The following is a 16,459-nucleotide window of genomic DNA, read 5'->3' on the forward strand; positions in this document are numbered from 1 at the left end:
CTCTTGATGTTCTAGTGGTATGGCGGCATACGCGTCCGACCGGTATCACTGATTCATGCTCTTATTCAGCACTAGAGCACGTCCGGCGATCGATGAATCGATTGTGATGTGACGCGAATCGGTTTGGCTGATTCAACGTCCACTTTTATGGAGGTGGACGATGGCGAGAGCACTTGGTGAGGATCTGCGGTCACGTGTCGTGAAGGCTGCGGGTGAAGGAGCATCGGCCCGGCAAGCAGCGGCTCGGTTCGGTGTCGGGATATCGAGTGCGATCCGCTGGATCGGCAGAGCCCGGATGGGCGAGACGACACCACGACCGCAGGGACGACGGCGCGGCTCGCGTCTCGACGCCCATGCCGACTTCATCATCGGGATGATCGAGGAGCGCAAGGACATCACGCTGAACGAGATGGTGGAGCGGCTCTTGGCCGAGCGGTCCATGCGCATCGGCCGCAGCACGTTGAGCGACTGGCTGCGGGGGCACGGCTGGACGTTCAAAAAAAGTCCGCACACGCACTGGAGCAAGATCGCCCCGACATCCTGAAGCGCCGGCGTGCCTGGTTCGACGGCCAGCTCGACCTCGATCCGGCAAGGCTCGTCTTCATCGATGAGACCGGGCTGTCGACCAAGATGGCTCGCCTGCGCGGAAGAGCGCTGCGCGGCGAACGCTGCCGGGCCGGCGTGCCGCACGGTCACTGGAAGACCACGACCTTCACCGGCGCGCTCAGGCTGACCGGAATGACCGCGCCCTTCGTCTACGACGGCGCCATGAACGGGGTCGTGTTCCTCGCCTATGTCGAGCAGGTGCTGGCGCCAACGCTGACGCCAGGCGACGTCGTCGTCATGGACAATTTGCCGGCGCACAAGTCCGGGGGCGTGCGCGAGGCGATCGAAGCCGCCGGTGCAAAGCTGATGTTCCTCCCGCCCTACAGCCCCGACTTCAACCCCATCGAAAACGCCTTCGCAAAGCTCAAGGCGCTCCTGCGGGCGAGGGCCGAGCGAACAATCGCAGCCCTATGGGACACCGTCGGCGCGCTCGTCGACCTTTTTACGCCAACAGAATGCGAAAACTACTTCAAGGCCGCAGGCTATGAACCGGATTAAACCGGACGTGCTCTAGAATGGGCCAACAATGACGACCGATATCTCAGCCTATGGTGTGACCGAATTGGCTCCCGAAGAAGCATCTGCAATTTCGGGAGGGATGTTTTGGGCAATAGCTTTCGCGATTTTGGGACGTTCGGCCTTGCAGCTGTAAGCATAGGGGCAAAAGTCGCCGACCCAAATCACTGATTCACCCTTACATTTCAAGCTCTAGGAAAGGAGAAAAAAATGAAGACCAATATGCAAGCTTATGGTGTGACCGAGTTAACGCGCGAAGAAGCATGTGCAACGTCGGGAGGGTGGTTCTGGCTGGCGTCCGCAGTATTTAGCGGAGTTGCTGCGTTAGTATTTGGTATAGCAGCCGTGATAACATATGTTAAGCATCATTAAGATCCATAATATTCGCGACTGCTCTGGGGTTGACCTTTGTCATCTCCAGGCAGCTGTGGCCTGGTTTGTCGCGCTGACAGCGTGATGTTCGGCCCGGCGTGCCGCCGCGCTCTCAATTAAGCCGCCGAAACAAAAAAGCATAAGCGCTGTTCCGGAGCTTCCTGTGCAGTTGGCACGACTCTTGATGTTCTCGTTGGACGGCGGCACACGCCGCCGAGCGTGCATTACTGATTCATCGTATTATTTTGAGCTCTGGGAAAGGAGAAAACAAATGAAGGCGGAAATGTCAGCTTATGGTGTGACCGAATTGGTTCCCGAAGAAGCATCTGCAATTTCGGGAGGGATGTTTTGGGCAATAGCTTTCGCGATTTTGGGGACGTTCGGCCTTGCAGCTGTAAGCATAGGGGCAAAAGTCGCCGACCCAAATCACTGATTCACCCTTACATTTCAAGCTCTAAGAAAGGAGAAAAAATGAAGACCAATCTGCAAGCCTATGGTGTGACCGAGTTAACGCGCGAAGAAGCATGTGCAACGTCCGGAGGGTGGTTCTGGCTGGCGTCGGCAGTATTTGGCGGAGTTGCTGCGATAGCACTGGGTATAGCAGCCGTGATAACATATATTAAGCATCATTAAGAAGATCCATAATATTCGCGCCGCCTGGGGTTGACCTCGGTCACCTCCAGGCAGATGTCGCCTGGTTTGTCGTATGCGTGATGTACGGCCGACGCACTCTCAGTTGGGTTTGGAATAAGCTACAGAACGCCTTTTTGGCCTCTATTTGCGTAGTCGGCATGGGTATTGCCGCCTTTAGGCGCGGGGGAGTGCTGCCGAGCTGCAGAATGATCGCCGACTTTCATCGTTGAATGTTGGAAAGGAAAACAATGGATACCGACATATCAGTATACGGCTTGACCGAGTTAACCCGAGAAGCGGGATCATCGACTTCCGGTGGCCCTTGGTTCATAGCCTCAGTTTCTGCTGTAGGATTCGTTGATGTAGTACGCGCCGAAGACATGGTGGATGATTGGCAACATCATAGATCAATATCATTGTGACCAGCGAGACCGTGATCAATATCTCACTTATTCCTGAACTTGCCAACTGCACTGCAGAGAGCATCCTTTCTCGAGGATCATATAGATCTTTGATCATCTACAAGATTATTTTGCTCTCTGTGGCTGCGGCGCTGGTCTCGCTGCCTTTCATCACAGTAATGGTATCTTTCCAAAGTGCCGGTATTATTCGACCCACCGTCGAGAAGACGCCCCTGGTGGCGCCGGTCTCCGGACGCATCTCCCGCATCCTTGCCGCCGAAAACGATCTGGTTGCTCAGGGGCAAGAGATCCTCGCCCTCGATGATGGGGTGGTTGAGGAAAAGCTCAGGGCGCTTAAAGGCGATATTCGCGCGAAGAGCGATTTTGCCAGTGACCTCGAAACCCTGATCTCCTCCGGCACGCAAGCCAAGGACCCGATCCGCCTCTTAACCGAGTCAGCCACGGCCGAGCGCGCCCATTTCCTCAACCTGCTGCGGGAGAACCGATATGCCCGCGATAATGCGGCCGCGGAACTTGAGCGTGCTAAGCGACTGCTCTCCGCTGCTGTAGCACCGGCAAAGTCCGTTGAGGAAAACGCCTTCGCACTTCAGAATGTCGAGATCCAGGGCGAGATCCTCGCCCGGCGCAAATTGGCCGAATGGAACCAGCAGCTGTTCGACGTTAACCTGCGCCTCCAGGAACTCACGGCCACCGTGCATCAGCTTGAGAGCGAACGGGACCTGACTCTCATTCGAGCCCCCGTATCAGGCGCTCTCGAGCAATTCTCGGGCCTCGCTTCCAGCAGCTACGTCCAGGCCGGGCAAACCGTCGCTTGGGTTTCGCCGGATGGTGAACTGGTGGCGGAAATCTTCGTTTCCCCCAACGACATCGGCTTTGTCCGCCCGGGCCAGTCGGTGCGTCTCCAAGTGGATGCCTTCAACTACAATCAATGGGGTGTCATTGACGCGACGGTGCTCGACGTGGCGCACGACTTCACCCTGCACGACGGGAGACCGGTCTTCAAGGTCCGCTGCGCGCTCTCTCGCCGCCACCTCGCCCTCAAGCACGGGGTCATCGGTAACCTGAAGAAAGGCATGACCGTCCGGGCCCGCTTCCTCCTGGGTGACCGCAGTGTCCTGGGACTCCTGTACAACGAGGCCGACGATTGGCTCAATCCGCTCCTGGCGAGCCACTGATCCTTCATTTTCCAAAAAGTCAGCGAGCCGCTATGTCGAGCAAAGCCATCAAGTTCAAGCAGCGCGACATCACCGATTGCGGGGCCGCCAGCCTTGCTTCTGTCGCGGCCTTCTATGGCTACAAGCTGCCGCTGTCGCGCGTCCGGCAGTATGCCTCGACCGACCGCTCCGGCACTACTGTGCTGGGCCTCATGGAAGCGGCCCGGAAGCTGGGCTTCGTTGCCAAGGGGGTAAAGGGTGGCTTCGACAGCCTATACAAGATCCCCAAGCCCGCCATCGCGCACGTAATCGTCAACGAGGTCCTGCATCACTTCGTCGTAGTCCAGGCGATCAATGCCAGGTGGGTCATCGTCATGGACCCAGCCTATGGTGAAATCCGCAAGCTGGCGCACGAGGAATTCAAAAAGCAATGGACTGGCGCCCTGGTGCTCCTGGTTCCGGCAGACACCTTCAAGCGCCGCGACGAGACCAGCTCACCCCTAGGTCGTTTCGTACGTCTGCTTGCGCCACACAAGGCGGCGATGGCGCAGGCTCTCGCCGGGGCCCTGGTGACGACGATCCTTGGGCTCTCGACGGCCATTTACGTCCAGAAAATCGTCGATCATGTGATTACAGCGGGCAACCGAAATCTGCTCAACCTGATGAGCGTCGCCATGCTGCTGATCTTGATTGTACAGGTCGTAATCAATCTCCTCAGAAACCGGCTCGTCCTGCAAACGGGACAGAAGATCGACGTCCACCTAATCCTTGGCTATTACAATCACATCCTAAGCCTGCCTCAGAAGTTCTTCGACACGATGCGCATGGGCGAAATCATTTCCCGCATGAATGACGCGGTGAAGATCAGGAGCTTCCTGAACGACGTCTCGATCAACATGTTCGTCGACGTGCTAATGATACTGTTCTCGTTAGGACTGATGTTCATCTACTCGTGGAAGATCGCGTTGGTCGTAGCGGCCTCCATCCCGTTGTACCTCTCCGTCTATTGGACCATCAACCGGCTGCATAGGAATCGACAGCGCGCCATGATGGAGAACGCTGCCGAACTTGAAACGCAACTGGTGGAGTCACTCGGAGCTGTCTCCACGATCAAGATCTCCGGCATGGAGAGCTTCGCGAACTTCCAGGTGGAGACCCGCTTCATCAAGATGCTTCATTCCGTCTACAGCTCCGGCCTGATCTCGATCTTTGGAGACAGTACCTCGACTTTCCTCGCAACTCTATTCACCATCGTGCTGCTGTGGTTCGGAACGACGCTTGCCCTCGATCAAACCATCACGCCCGGCGAATTACTGTCCTGCTACACCTTGCTGGGCTATGTCACCCGGCCGGTTGCCAGTCTGATTCAGACCAACCGGATCGTTCAGGATGCTTTTATCGCGGCGGATCGCCTGTTCGAGATCTTCGACCTAGAGCCGGGAAGCGGTGGCGGCATCAATGCCGACAAATCCCACATTGGCGACATCCACCTGGAGAAGGTCACGTTCCGCCATGGTAGCCAGCTCGAGCTTTTCCAGGATCTTAGCGTCACCTTCCGTCAGGGGGAAATGACAGCGGTGGTGGGGGAAAGCGGCTCGGGCAAGAGCACCCTTGCGGCGCTGCTGCAGAATGTCTACCCGCTTGAGGGTGGACACATACGGATAGGCCGCTATGCCCTCCAGGACCTCTCGACCGTATCCCTGCGTAAGGTTGTGGCTGCGGTGCCGCAATCGGTCGACGTGTTCTCGGGCTCGGTGATCGACAACATCGCCCTTGGCGAGTTCGAGCCGGACGTCGAAAAGATTCTCCAAATCTGCGATCAAACAGGGCTGCGGGAGGTGATCGAGCGCTGGCCCGGTGGCTTCCAGGCCTATCTAGGCGAAAGCGGCGTACGCCTCTCCGGAGGCGAGAAGCAGCGCCTTGCGTTGGCTCGGGCTCTGTATCGGGATCCGGAGATCCTGATCCTCGACGAAGCAACCTCCTCTCTTGACTCGGTCGCCGAGGCGTTTGTCCTGCGAGTGGTTGAGGATCTGCGTCGGGGCGGCAAGACCATAGTCATCATCTCTCATCGACTCAGCACCGTCCGTTGCGCCGACAAGATAGTGGTCTTGGACAAGGGGCGGGTTGTTGCGGAGGGAAGGCATGCTGATTTGGTGGCAACTGAAGGCGCTTACGCTCGCTTGTGGAGAGTGCAAACCGAAACCAGCTAACAGCTTCAGGTGAGGACATTGCAGATCCCAAGACCAATCATGGCTTCGCGCTGGTGGGCTCATCAGAACGCCATAGGAGCCGTCGGGAGCGCTGAACCGCCCGTCGGTCGAGCGGTCAAAGAAGATCGGCTCCCGCTAGGCTGTGTAGAAGCGGTGAACCTCCTGCCCTGCCGGTAGCTTCACCAGCTGGGGAAGGCGCCTGCCAGGTCTGCGGGAGGAAGTGGCCCGCTCACGCTCCTTGCTCAGGCTGCCGGCAAGCACGGTGGCGATATGGCGGTCCGTGCGGTCGAGCGGTTGGTCGCACCACACTACGTGTAAGGAGATTCTGATGTCGAACATGATGAAGGCGCTGGTCAAGGCCAAGGCCGAGCCGGGCATCTGGATGGAAGAAGTGCCGGTGCCGGAAATCGGTCCGAACGACGTGCTGATCAAGATCAGCAAGACCGCGATCTGCGGTACCGACGTCCACATCTACAATTGGGACCAGTGGGCGCAGAAGACCGTGCCGGTGCCGATGGTGACCGGCCACGAGTTCGTCGGAACGGTTGCCGATTTCGGCGCGGCGGTCACCGAATACAAGGTCGGCCAGCGCGTATCGGGCGAAGGCCACATCGTCTGTGGCCATTGCCGCAACTGCCGGGCGGGCAGGGGCCACCTGTGCCGCAACACGCTCGGCGTCGGCGTCAACCGGCCCGGCGCCTTCGGTGAATATCTGGCGATCCCGCAGCACAACGTCGTGCCGATCCCCGACGACGTGCCCGACGAGATCGCCGCGATCTTCGATCCCTTGGGCAATGCGGTTCACACCGCACTGTCCTTTGATTTGGTCGGCGAGGACGTGCTGGTCACCGGCGCCGGCCCGATCGGCATCATGGGTGCGCTGGTGGCGCAGTGCGTCGGCGCGCGAAAGGTCGTCATCACCGACATCAACCCGGTGCGGCTGGCGCTGGCAAAAAAGCTCGGCGTCCAGCATGTGGTCGACGCGTCGAAGGAAAAGCTGCGCGATATCATGCCGGCGCTCGGCATGACCGAAGGTTTTGACGTCGGCCTCGAAATGTCGGGTGCGGCACCCGCCTTCCGCGACATGATCGACACCATGAACAATGGCGGCAAGATCGCCATTTTGGGCATTGCGCCGACCGGCTTCGAGATCGACTGGAACAAGGTCATCTTCAAGATGCTGCATCTCAAGGGCATTTATGGCCGCGAAATGTTCGAGACCTGGTACAAGATGATCGCGCTGGTGCAGGGTCCGCTGGATGTCAGCGGCCTGATCACGCACCGCATCGGCGTGGACGACTATATTTCCGGCTTCGAGGCGATGAAGAGCGGCAATTCCGGCAAGGTGGTGATGGACTGGCAGGGCGACTGGTCGATGTGACTTTGCGGAGGTGCTGACGGGAACGCCACCCTGGCTGCCGTCGATCTCCCCGCGAGGGGCATCGCTGGTGCAAGGCAGTGGCTCATGCCACCAACATGCGACGCTCAATCGTGCCGCGACGTATCACGGCCCAATCGGACGGCTGCGCTTGTGGCCATTCGCCCAGATCGGTCAAGGAATGCTCATTGGCCCCCGACGCGATCGCCTGTTTTCCCAATGCCTAGGATCGAGGTCGAGGTGTTGTGGGCGTTTCAGTTGGCAAGATGGGATATGTGATCTCCGGTCGCTTTCCGGTCAGCGAATTAAGGTAGGCAACGATCCGATCGATTTCGATTTGCGTTAGCTCTTGGCCAAGCTGGGTGGTGCCCATGATGGCGACGGCCTCGCTCAGGTCCCAGACCTTGCCCGAATGAAAGTATGGCGCGGTGATTGCTACGTTGCGCAGCGACGGCACGCGGAAAACATAGGAATCCTCGGGTACATTGGTGACGGCGAATCGTCCCTTGTCGTTCTCCGGCAGAATGTCGGCGCTAGGCTTCTCAACGAGGCCGAATGGATAATAGCCTTCCCCACCAATATTGACACCGGAATGGCAGGACGAGCAGCCCTTTTCGATAAAAAGGGCCAGGCCCTGTTTCTCTTTGGGACCGATGGCGGTCTCATCGCCATTGAGGAAGGCGTCGAAGGGGGCCGGCGTGACCAGTGTCGCCTCGTAGTCTGCGAGTGCATTGACTAGATTGTCGAGGGTGATGGGATTGGCCTCATCCGGGAAAGCTGAATGGAACAACTCCACATATTGCGGCATCGATTTGAACGTCTCGACCACTCGATGCGGTGTGTTGGCCATTTCGACACCGGCCTGTATCGGCCCTTTGGCCTGAGCTTTCAGGTCTTCGGCGCGACCGTCCCAAAACTGTGATTTGTTGAAGACAGAGTTAAACACCGTCGGCGCGTTGCGCTGCCCCTTCTGCCAACCATGGCCAATCGAAGTTTCACGATTGTCGTCGCCCCCGGTGGCCAGGTTGTGGCACGAGTTGCAGGAGAAAACGCCTGAGGACGAGAGGCGTGGATCGAAGAACAGTGCCTTGCCGAGGGCAATCCTGTCCGGCGTGCTCGGGTTGTTGGCGAGCGCCGGCGTGAATGGCAAGGGCTTGAAGGTGGCCAGTGCCGTTTCTCTGAGGTCTGGCGGAATGGACTGCGCAGCAAAAGCTGTGGCTGCCACAAGCGCAACAGCCACCGCAGGGAATAGAATTTTCATAAATGGAGTCCTTACGATGTGCACGGAAACCATTCTCCACATGCGGCCTGCGAACGCCCTGCGCTAGATCAGCGGATCGAGGGAATCGTGCCTGTCGACCAAGCCAATCGAGCGGCGGAGACATTGACTGCGATTCATCGCCCGACGGCGGATTCAATGGTGGCGCGCGCGCAGTCGCTGTTTGTTCGCCTGAGGGTTTGGTCGGTTCTGTGGCCTGTCGCCACATGCTGGCGCAACGCCAGCCTGTTTCATACGCGCAAGCTTTTCTGCCCCCATCGAGTGCACGGCTCATGGTTTACAAGCTTTCTGCGTCTTCCCTCTGCAATTCAGACGGACGAGATCGGAACGGAAAGGCGGACACTGGCGCAGTTATGGGACAGCGACTACCAGGCAGATCAGTGTCACGACCGCGTGATGTGGTGCTATAGACCTCAATCTTGGACGAGCAACGAACAATCCTGTCGTGACATTTGTTGCTTTCACCGGAAATCACCACTAGAAGCGACGCTCCGCAGACCAATCCACCGGAGAGTTTCATGCCAGAAGAAGACTTCAAAAACATCGACAACCTCATCCAGCTTACCACAGATGTTGTCTCAGCCTATGTTTCCAACAATCCCGTTCCGGTGGGGGACCTTTCAGCCCTGATCGGCCAAGTGCACGAAGCTTTGAAGGGCACGGCGGCCGGTCGCGTCTCGGCACAAGAGCCGACGGTGTTGACGCCGGCGGTCCCGATCAGAAAATCGGTGACGCCGGACTACATTGTCTCCCTTGAGGATGGGAAGAAATTCAAATCGCTAAAGCGTCATCTGTCGACCCATTACGGGCTGAGCCCTAATGAATATCGCGCCAAATGGGGTCTGCCGGCGGACTATCCCATGGTCGCGCCGAACTATGCGGCTGCCCGCTCTGCGTTGGCCAAGACAATGGGACTCGGCCGCAAACCGAAAGAGCCTGAAGTCTCGGCGCCGGAGAAGCGGTCCAGAAAGAAGGTACCAGCGTGACTTCTTCCTCATCCAGACCCGCTGTGGGGCTGGCGGCTCGATCGGCATGATGTGAGCGAAACATCGAAAGGCGGGATCAAATCCCGCCTTTTCCTTGCACGGTGTGATTACACGGCGCGAAGCGGAATGGAATTGACATAGCGCAGAGACACAGGAGATCGCAGGGGTAAAAGGAGGACAGTTGTCAACTTGGGAGGGAAACTGTTGCAGACTTCTATCCTGAAAGAACATCGCGAGGCTCTCCTGCCTTGGTACACCATCTATCCGACTGTGCCGGAGTTCTCCGCAGCGGTCGGCGCAGAAAGCTATGAGGAATGGCTAAGAGGTCTGCCGGCTGACGATCCGGTGTCGCTCTATCTCCACATTCCGTTCTGCCGATCGATTTGCTGGTATTGCGGCTTTCCGACCACAATTGCCCGCAACCATGGTCCGATCCTCGACTATGTGGCCGATCTGCGTGACGAGATCCGTTTGGTCTCGGAGCAAGTGCCGCAGAGGCTCGTCGTGAACGACGTGCATTTCGGCGGTGGAACCCCGACCCTGATCGGGGCAGCGGAATTCTTGGCCATGATCGAACTCCTGCGCCGCCGCTTCGCGTTCAGGGAGCCCGCTACGATCGCCGTCGAAATTGACCCGCGCACGTTCACGCGCGAGATCGCCGAGGCACTGGGAGCAGCCAATGTGAGCCGCGCGAGTCTCGGGGTGCAGAGTTTTGATCCAATTGTTCAGAAAGCGATCAGCCGGGTCCAGAGCGAGGCGCAGACGGCCGCTGCCGTCGAAGAGCTGCGCCGGCATGGAGTAAGCGGCATCAACGTCGATCTCATGTTCGGTCTCCCGAATCAGACGGTAGAGTCCTGCGTCCAGACTGCGGCGGCAACCGCCGCCATGCGTCCCAACCGGCTTGCGGTGTTCTGCTATGCGCATATTCCATCGGTGATCAAGAATCAGCGCCTGATCGAGAAGACTGCGCTGCCGGACAGCGTCGCCCGCGCCGAACAGGCTGCGGCCGTGGCAGATACGCTGGTTGCGGCCGGCTACCGAGAGATCGGCCTCGACCATTTCGCCTTGCCGGACGACGAACTTACGCTGGCGCAGACCCGCGGTCGGCTACGCCGTAACTCGCTGGGTTACTCGGCCGACACCTGCAAAACCGTGATCGGTTTCGGCGCGTCGGCTATCGGGCGGGTCGGCGATGGTTACGTCCAGAACGAGGTGACACACGAGTCCTACAGCCGGCACATAGCAGGGGGCCGTCTGGCAACGTCAAAAGGCTGCCGGCTCACAGACGAAGACCGCGTGCGAGCCGCAATCATCGAGCGGCTGATGTGCGATTTGGAGGCCGATGTGCCGGCAATCTGTGCGGCCCATGGATTCGATCCAACCCGCTTTCTCGATTCAGCTGAACGCCTGGCGAAGCTGGCCGAGGACGGGGTAGTGGACATCGAAAACGGTCTCATCCGGGTGCGGCAGGAGCATCGCTTCGTGATTCGCGCTGTTGCTGCCGCATTCGATGCTTTTCTCGACCGGGTTGTCCCATAAGCACAGCCAAGCAGCGTGAGGGGCGCCAAAGCGATAAGCTCGTGCCAAACGGCACGCTCGTAAAAATGCCGCAGGCCCCGGTCACGGCGCCCCTTCGCGGATTGAAGTGATGGACCTTCCCGAATGGACGAGCGTGCCGCCCACAACGCGTCACAGTCATACAACGGTCACTGGTTTTGTGAGATGCCCGGCCGGTCGACATCTGTGCCTATCAATACTCCGTTTCGCAGGCAAGAAACTGGCGGGAACGACAAGATCGTCGGCGCGATGATCTCGTCCATGGCTCGCGGCATTACGTGTACATCGCATCAAGTTCGATGCGGCAGCCCCTTGTTCGTCAGTGATGAAGATCAACGTTTTGGGGCTATGGACGGAAACTAGCCTAGCCTAGCCTAGCCTAGCCTAGCCTAGCCTAGCCTAGCCTAGCCTAGCCTAGCCTCGCCTAGCCTAGCCTAGCTAATAGCGACGTGGGTACGATCCGAAAATTCTCAGGCCATCAATCTCCGCCAACGCGGCCAGCGCCGGGTGCGTCAAAACGTGTCCAGCGACATCGATGACATACTGATGGGTGTCCAGCCGCTCGCATGTCGGACGCTGATAGACATTGAGAACGGTTAAATCGTCCTTCGAGAACCTGTTCAGGACACAACTGAGATTTTGCTCTGAAACGCGGAGGTGAAGTGTCGTCCGGTCAAATCCTGTCGGCGCAGGGGTCCTGCGCCCGAGCACCCACCACCGCGTAACGTTATGCAGCCCTTCTTCAATTCCTGTTCGCAATATCTGCAGATTGTACAGCTTGGCACCAAGCCCAGGACCAAATGCTGCAATCGAGGGAGATTTTTGCTCTGCCACGAAAGATGTCGATCCCCGACGGCTCTCTCGCTCGACATTGGGCATGTTCTCGTCGAGCCACCCGGCCCCCTCCTGCAGGGCCACTGGGTGGCCCACCACCTTAGCGATCATCGAGAAACTCGCATCCTTGCTGGCCATGAGGCTGTAGCTCAGGACCTTCGGGTACTCGGCGATAATGGTGGGAGACCTCAAGCTCAAGACTTGGTCGAGGTAGGGAGTGGCTCCGACCAGAGAGGTCGTAGCTGGGACGCATGCAACGTCGACGCAGCCATTCTCATATGCTTCGAACAATCCGTCGCTGAACGGAACGAGTTCAACTTGGTCACCAAAGAGGTCCAGCGAGGCTTGATGGGTCCAGGTCCCCTCAGGGCCAATGTACCCTGCCCTCTTGATCCAGGAGGTGTCGATCGCTGGAGGCTGGCTGAATTGCTCGTTCATTCCCCGGCACGCTCGATCGAGAATGCGATAAACATCTGCTGCAGAAGTAAGAGGGCTGCGACCCGCCCCTCTTCGCTTGCAACATCGTGTGGCAGTAGAACTTAGCAGCTTGCTACAATCCGCTGCCCCAGTCGGCGGGGATCCGTGTTCTTGCCCGCTCCTATGGCGCGGTCAGTGGCACTTCTGCCCGGCTCTTGCCGGGCAGAAGCAGAAAAAGGTCAGCCAGCTTTGCTGAGACTGCCAGCGGATGATTTGCCAGTACGGCGGTCCTGTTCGACCTCGTAGTTGATCTTCTGGCCCTCATTAAGGGTCGAGAGGCCCGCTCGTTCGACAGCGGAAATGTGGACGAAAACGTCCTGACCTCCGTTGTCAGGCTGGATAAAACCGAATCCCTTGGTGCTGTTGAACCACTTCACCGTTCCAGTCGCCATAGCGTATTCCTTTGTAACCATTCAATGTAGGCAGGCCATAAGCCAGGTCCGCTTCATATCCGAGACTTTAGGGCAGCAAAAGCTAAAATAGCAAAAGCCCGGTCAAATCGCTAAAGCGGCTCGCAAGCTCCATGATGACCGCCTGTCGCGGACAGCGTCTCCCGCGCTGGCGCTTCGAATGGCAAACACAAGTTCTGAAACGCTCCGGTAAATTCCAGAACCGCGTCTATCGCTGGTTTGGAGTCCTGTTAGGGACCTGCGATCGGCCGATGTGAGCAAGAGTACGCGGACGACCAGCAACTACGGGCGCGCGCTAACGCCACCATGTTCGCCGCTGTCCTAAGGGTATTTCACCTAGCCACCTCTTTAAGCGGCAAGCGCCCCCCAGTCGGCGGTGTCTGACGTCGGACAATGTCGGAGGTACGCAACACAGAGTCCGTTGAATCGCATCGCCGAAAGGGCTTTCTCATCTGGCACGGTTCCTGCGGGGTCATGCAAACGCGCAGGAGAGTCGTCCCATGATCCCCACACAGAAAAATGCCGCCCCACCTTTCGCCGACCTACTCAAAACTGACATCCAAGCCGGGCCTGGCAGCATTGTGAGGGCTCGTCTGGACCGGCGCTGCCCACCGATCCACCTTCTCCCAGTGGGGGCGACAGGGACGCAGCACCTTCAAATTGAGGGACAACTCACTTCCGTGCGAACTTTGTCCATCGCCCGGTCACCACAACCGAAGCCACCGTCTGCTTGGCTGCGGGGCGCACTTTTTGCGACCGCGCTGGCATTTCTGACGACCGCGCCGTCTCCGGCGGCCGCATATGACATAGCAAATTTCCTGCTCGACAACGGCATGGAGGTGGTCGTCATACCCGATCACCGCGCGCCCATCGTCACCCATATGCTGTGGTACAAGGTCGGCAGTGCCGACGAGCCTCCGGGCAAATCCGGCATCGCGCATTTCTTCGAGCATCTGATGTTCAAAGGGACGGCCAATCACGGCGCCGGCGAGTTGGACCGCGCGGTGGCGGAGATCGGGGGCTCGCTAAACGCCTTCACCTCTTACGATTATACTGCCTTCTACGAAAGAGTGGCGCCCTCGGCAGTGGAGCAGATGATGAGCTTCGAGGCTGATCGCATGCGCAATCTCACCCTCACGGATGACGTCATCAACACCGAGCGGGACGTGGTCCGCGAGGAGCGTCGCTTGAGGGTCGACAACAGTCCGGAGGCGCTTCTCGATGAGGAGGTCGTCACGACCCTCTGGCAGAGCCAACCCTACCGGATCCCGGTGATCGGCTGGATGCACGAGATCGAGAAGCTGGACCGCAACGACGCCGTGGCTTTTTATGACAAGTACTGGCCGAACAACACCGTGCTGGTGGTGGCAGGCGACGTCGAGCCCGAGGCCGTGAAGGCGCTGGCCGAGAAGACCTATGGCAAGGTCCCGCGTGGACCAGATCTGCCGCCACGCGAACGCCCGTCTGAGCCGGTGCAGAACACCAGGCGCACATTGACGCTAAGGGATGGCCGCGTTTCGGTCCCCATCTTTTCCAGATATTGGGTGGTGCCGTCCTATCGCACCGCCGAGCCCGGCGAAGCCGAGGCGCTGGACCTGCTGGCACAGATTCTCGCCGGGGGCAACCGCAGCCGGCTGTACCAGGAGCTCGTTGTGAAGCAGGGCATAGCCGCAGCGGCCGACGCTGATTTCGAGGGCACCATGCTGGATGCTGGCAAGTTCAGCATCCGCGGCTGGCCGCGCGGCAAGGCGAAGCTTGCGGATGTCGAGGCCGCAGTCGACGCCGAGATAGCGCGCATCGCCAGGAACGGCATCACCAGCGACGAACTGGAGAAGACGAAAAACCGCTATATCCGCTCGTTCATCTTCGCCCATGACGAGCAGGCCTCCGTCGCTGGCATGTATGGCGCCACGCTTGCCACAGGCGGCAATGTGAAAGACGTCGAGGAATGGCCGGACCGCATCCGCAAGGTCACGGCCGATCAGGTTAAGGCCGTTGCCGCCCGCTACCTCGTGTCCGACCATTCGACCACCGGCTATCTCCTGCCCAAGGAAAATTGATATGATGACGAACCAATTCCGCAGGGCCATTCCACAAGCATTGCCCTCTCCTTTTGGACAAGGCTGGCGCCTCGCCTCCTGGCTGGCTGTCCTTTGCCTTGCTATTTTCTTCCTCACCCTGCCAGCGTGTACCGCCCGTGCTGCGACGAACATCCAGGAGGTGAAATCTGAAAAGGGGATCACCGCCTGGCTGGTGGAAGACCATACGCTGCCGATCGTCACGCTCCAGTTCGTGTTCGACGGCGGCACCAGCCAGGACCCGGCCGATAAGGAGGGGCTTGTCAATTTGATGACCGGCTTGTTCGACGAGGGCGCAGGCGATCACGACGGCGACACCTTTCAGGTGCGGCTCGATGATGCCGGCGCTGAGATGAGCTTCCACGCGCGGCCTGACGGCATCTATGGCTCGGTGCGCATGCTTTCCCAGCGCCAGGACGCCGCTTTCGATCTCATCAGGCTCGCGTTGAACAGGCCCCGCTTCGATCAGGAACCCTTTGACCGAACCCGCGCTCAGCTTCTCTCCGGCATCATCGCCAACGAGCGCGAACCTCACGCGATCGGCAGGGATGCATGGCGGCGCAGGCTCTACGGCGCGCATCCGTATTCGAGGCCGCCCGAGGGCACCAAGGAAAGCCTGGCCCGCATAACGCCCGCCGATCTAAGCGCCTTCCACAAGGCCGCTTTCGCCCGCGAGGGGCTGCACGTGGCGGTTGTCGGCGACATCGATGCCAAAGCCCTGAGTGCAAGGCTCGACCAGTTGTTCGGCGATTTGCCTCAGAAGCAGGCGCTCGCCCAGGTACCTGATGTCACCCCGAAGCTCGGCCAGTGGACGTTGGTCGCATACGCCCTGCCCCAGACTTCGCTCCAGCTGGCTTTTCCCGGCGTCGGACGCAGCGACCCGGAATTCTATGCCGCGCAGCTGATAAACGATATACTCGGAGGCTCGCCATTCACCTCACGTCTGTTCCAGGAAGTGCGGGAAAAGCGTGGCCTGGCCTACGGTGTGTCCTCCAGTTTGGAAGGCCGCCAGCATTCCAACACGCTTGTCGTGACCACGTCGACGCACGCCGACAGGGCGGCGGAGACACTCGACCTGATTAGACAAGTAATCAAGGAGCTGGTGGACACCGGGCCAACAGCGGCCGAGCTCGAAGCGAGCAAAAAGTATCTGATCGGGGCCTATGCTATCAGCAATCTTGGTTCCTCCAGGGCGATCTCAGCCACGCTTCTCAGGCTGCAGCTCGACAAGCGCGGCATAGACTACATCCAGCACCGCCCGGCCCTCATCGAGCAGGTGACGCTCGACCAGGTCAGGGCGGCGGCGAAGAAACTGCTGTCGGCCGAGCCCGCCATTATGGGCGTTGGCCCGCGGCTACCTGGTGTCCCGTGACAGCGAATAATCCTGCGCTCTAAGAATACTCGCTGAAGGACTCCGCCCACATACGTTTGGCTGATTCGACTATGGTGCGGCAGAATGAACGCCTTGATTTCTGCCTGCTCGCCCTCGCAGATCGGGTTCTCGCCGGGCGGTTCGATTGCCGAGCCGGAGAACGCCCGACGTTCAG

Annotated in this window: 14 protein-coding genes; 11 read left to right on the forward strand and 3 right to left on the reverse strand. The window is 59.1% G+C overall.

The features are described 5' to 3' along the window. Positions 1-160: 160 nt before the first annotated feature. The 7 genes from A9K68_RS27995 to tdh all read left to right on the forward strand — a co-directional run bounded on the left by A9K68_RS27995 (position 161) and on the right by tdh (position 7,294). Positions 161-1,104, forward strand: a protein-coding gene (locus tag A9K68_RS27995; RefSeq protein ID WP_245430216.1) for an IS630 family transposase whose coding sequence is annotated in 2 segments (ribosomal slippage) — positions 161-496 and positions 499-1,104 — 942 coding nt in all. Because the reading frame shifts where the segments join, the coding sequence is not laid out codon by codon here. 228 nt (positions 1,105-1,332) lie between these two features. Then, complete coding sequence (locus tag A9K68_RS28000) at positions 1,333-1,494, forward strand: hypothetical protein (RefSeq protein WP_156768248.1); 162 nt, start codon at positions 1,333-1,335, stop codon at positions 1,492-1,494. A 271-nt stretch (positions 1,495-1,765) separates the two neighbouring features. Continuing rightward, the gene (locus A9K68_RS28005; RefSeq protein ID WP_163603080.1) at positions 1,766-1,927 is read left to right on the forward strand and encodes a hypothetical protein; all 162 of its coding nucleotides are present in this window, start codon (positions 1,766-1,768) and stop codon (positions 1,925-1,927) included. A gap of 38 nt (positions 1,928-1,965) precedes the next feature. Next, positions 1,966-2,127, forward strand: coding sequence for a hypothetical protein (locus A9K68_RS28010; RefSeq protein ID WP_156768246.1), 162 nt, complete (start codon positions 1,966-1,968; stop codon positions 2,125-2,127). A gap of 511 nt (positions 2,128-2,638) precedes the next feature. After that, positions 2,639-3,724: an HlyD family efflux transporter periplasmic adaptor subunit gene (locus A9K68_RS28015; RefSeq protein ID WP_065007344.1), complete on the forward strand. Its 1,086-nt coding sequence runs from the start codon at positions 2,639-2,641 to the stop codon at positions 3,722-3,724. A 32-nt stretch (positions 3,725-3,756) separates the two neighbouring features. Next, positions 3,757-5,913, forward strand: a complete 2,157-nt coding sequence (locus A9K68_RS28020) for a peptidase domain-containing ABC transporter (RefSeq protein ID WP_065007343.1) — start codon at positions 3,757-3,759, stop codon at positions 5,911-5,913. A 328-nt stretch (positions 5,914-6,241) separates the two neighbouring features. Beyond that, on the forward strand, positions 6,242-7,294 hold the full coding sequence (gene tdh, locus A9K68_RS28025; RefSeq protein ID WP_095780367.1) for an L-threonine 3-dehydrogenase: 1,053 nt from the start codon (positions 6,242-6,244) through the stop codon (positions 7,292-7,294). A gap of 220 nt (positions 7,295-7,514) precedes the next feature. Here tdh and A9K68_RS28030 read toward each other — a convergent pair whose 3' ends face one another. Continuing rightward, entirely contained in the window at positions 7,515-8,552 is a 1,038-nt protein-coding gene (locus tag A9K68_RS28030; protein ID WP_095780368.1) for a cytochrome-c peroxidase, read from the reverse strand. A gap of 536 nt (positions 8,553-9,088) precedes the next feature. Here A9K68_RS28030 and A9K68_RS28035 point away from each other — a divergent pair. Together A9K68_RS28035 and hemN are read left to right on the forward strand one after the other, a co-directional pair. Next, positions 9,089-9,556, forward strand: coding sequence for a MucR family transcriptional regulator (locus A9K68_RS28035; RefSeq protein ID WP_065011147.1), 468 nt, complete (start codon positions 9,089-9,091; stop codon positions 9,554-9,556). 204 nt (positions 9,557-9,760) lie between these two features. Further along, positions 9,761-11,095, forward strand: a complete 1,335-nt coding sequence (gene hemN / locus A9K68_RS28040) for an oxygen-independent coproporphyrinogen III oxidase (RefSeq protein WP_065011146.1) — start codon at positions 9,761-9,763, stop codon at positions 11,093-11,095. A 456-nt stretch (positions 11,096-11,551) separates the two neighbouring features. Here hemN and A9K68_RS28045 read toward each other — a convergent pair whose 3' ends face one another. Continuing rightward, positions 11,552-12,385, reverse strand: coding sequence for a prephenate dehydratase domain-containing protein (locus A9K68_RS28045; RefSeq protein WP_065011145.1), 834 nt, complete (start codon positions 12,383-12,385; stop codon positions 11,552-11,554). A 218-nt stretch (positions 12,386-12,603) separates the two neighbouring features. Continuing rightward, positions 12,604-12,816 (reverse strand): cold-shock protein, encoded by a 213-nt coding sequence (locus A9K68_RS28050; protein ID WP_008874821.1) that lies wholly within the window; start codon positions 12,814-12,816, stop codon positions 12,604-12,606. A 518-nt stretch (positions 12,817-13,334) separates the two neighbouring features. Between A9K68_RS28050 and A9K68_RS28055 the strand changes: the two genes are divergently transcribed. Together A9K68_RS28055 and A9K68_RS28060 are read left to right on the forward strand one after the other, a co-directional pair. Then, positions 13,335-14,894 carry a pitrilysin family protein gene (locus A9K68_RS28055; protein ID WP_245430188.1) on the forward strand — a complete coding sequence of 520 codons (1,560 nt, stop codon included), beginning with the start codon at positions 13,335-13,337 and terminating at the stop codon, positions 14,892-14,894. Position 14,895: 1 nt separating this feature from the next. Further along, the gene (locus tag A9K68_RS28060; RefSeq protein WP_082982669.1) at positions 14,896-16,284 is read left to right on the forward strand and encodes a pitrilysin family protein; all 1,389 of its coding nucleotides are present in this window, start codon (positions 14,896-14,898) and stop codon (positions 16,282-16,284) included. Positions 16,285-16,459 lie beyond the last annotated feature (175 nt).

The sequence above is a fragment of the Mesorhizobium sp. AA22 genome (assembly GCF_001672375.2).
Taxonomy (GTDB): domain Bacteria; phylum Pseudomonadota; class Alphaproteobacteria; order Rhizobiales; family Rhizobiaceae; genus Mesorhizobium; species Mesorhizobium wenxiniae.

What these genes read in the sequence shown, in the direction of transcription:
- A9K68_RS28020 (WP_065007343.1), top strand. Translation starts at nt 3,757, where the DNA reads ATGTCGAGCAAAGCCATCAAGTTCAAGCAGCGCGACATCACCGATTGC.
- A9K68_RS28050 (WP_008874821.1), bottom strand. Translation starts at nt 12,816, where the DNA reads ATGGCGACTGGAACGGTGAAGTGGTTCAACAGCACCAAGGGATTCGGT.
- A9K68_RS28000 (WP_156768248.1), top strand. Translation starts at nt 1,333, where the DNA reads ATGAAGACCAATATGCAAGCTTATGGTGTGACCGAGTTAACGCGCGAA.
- A9K68_RS28005 (WP_163603080.1), top strand. Translation starts at nt 1,766, where the DNA reads ATGAAGGCGGAAATGTCAGCTTATGGTGTGACCGAATTGGTTCCCGAA.
- A9K68_RS28055 (WP_245430188.1), top strand. Translation starts at nt 13,335, where the DNA reads ATGATCCCCACACAGAAAAATGCCGCCCCACCTTTCGCCGACCTACTC.
- tdh (WP_095780367.1), top strand. Translation starts at nt 6,242, where the DNA reads ATGTCGAACATGATGAAGGCGCTGGTCAAGGCCAAGGCCGAGCCGGGC.
- A9K68_RS28010 (WP_156768246.1), top strand. Translation starts at nt 1,966, where the DNA reads ATGAAGACCAATCTGCAAGCCTATGGTGTGACCGAGTTAACGCGCGAA.
- A9K68_RS28035 (WP_065011147.1), top strand. Translation starts at nt 9,089, where the DNA reads ATGCCAGAAGAAGACTTCAAAAACATCGACAACCTCATCCAGCTTACC.
- A9K68_RS28045 (WP_065011145.1), bottom strand. Translation starts at nt 12,385, where the DNA reads ATGAACGAGCAATTCAGCCAGCCTCCAGCGATCGACACCTCCTGGATC.
- A9K68_RS28030 (WP_095780368.1), bottom strand. Translation starts at nt 8,552, where the DNA reads ATGAAAATTCTATTCCCTGCGGTGGCTGTTGCGCTTGTGGCAGCCACA.
- A9K68_RS28060 (WP_082982669.1), top strand. Translation starts at nt 14,896, where the DNA reads ATGATGACGAACCAATTCCGCAGGGCCATTCCACAAGCATTGCCCTCT.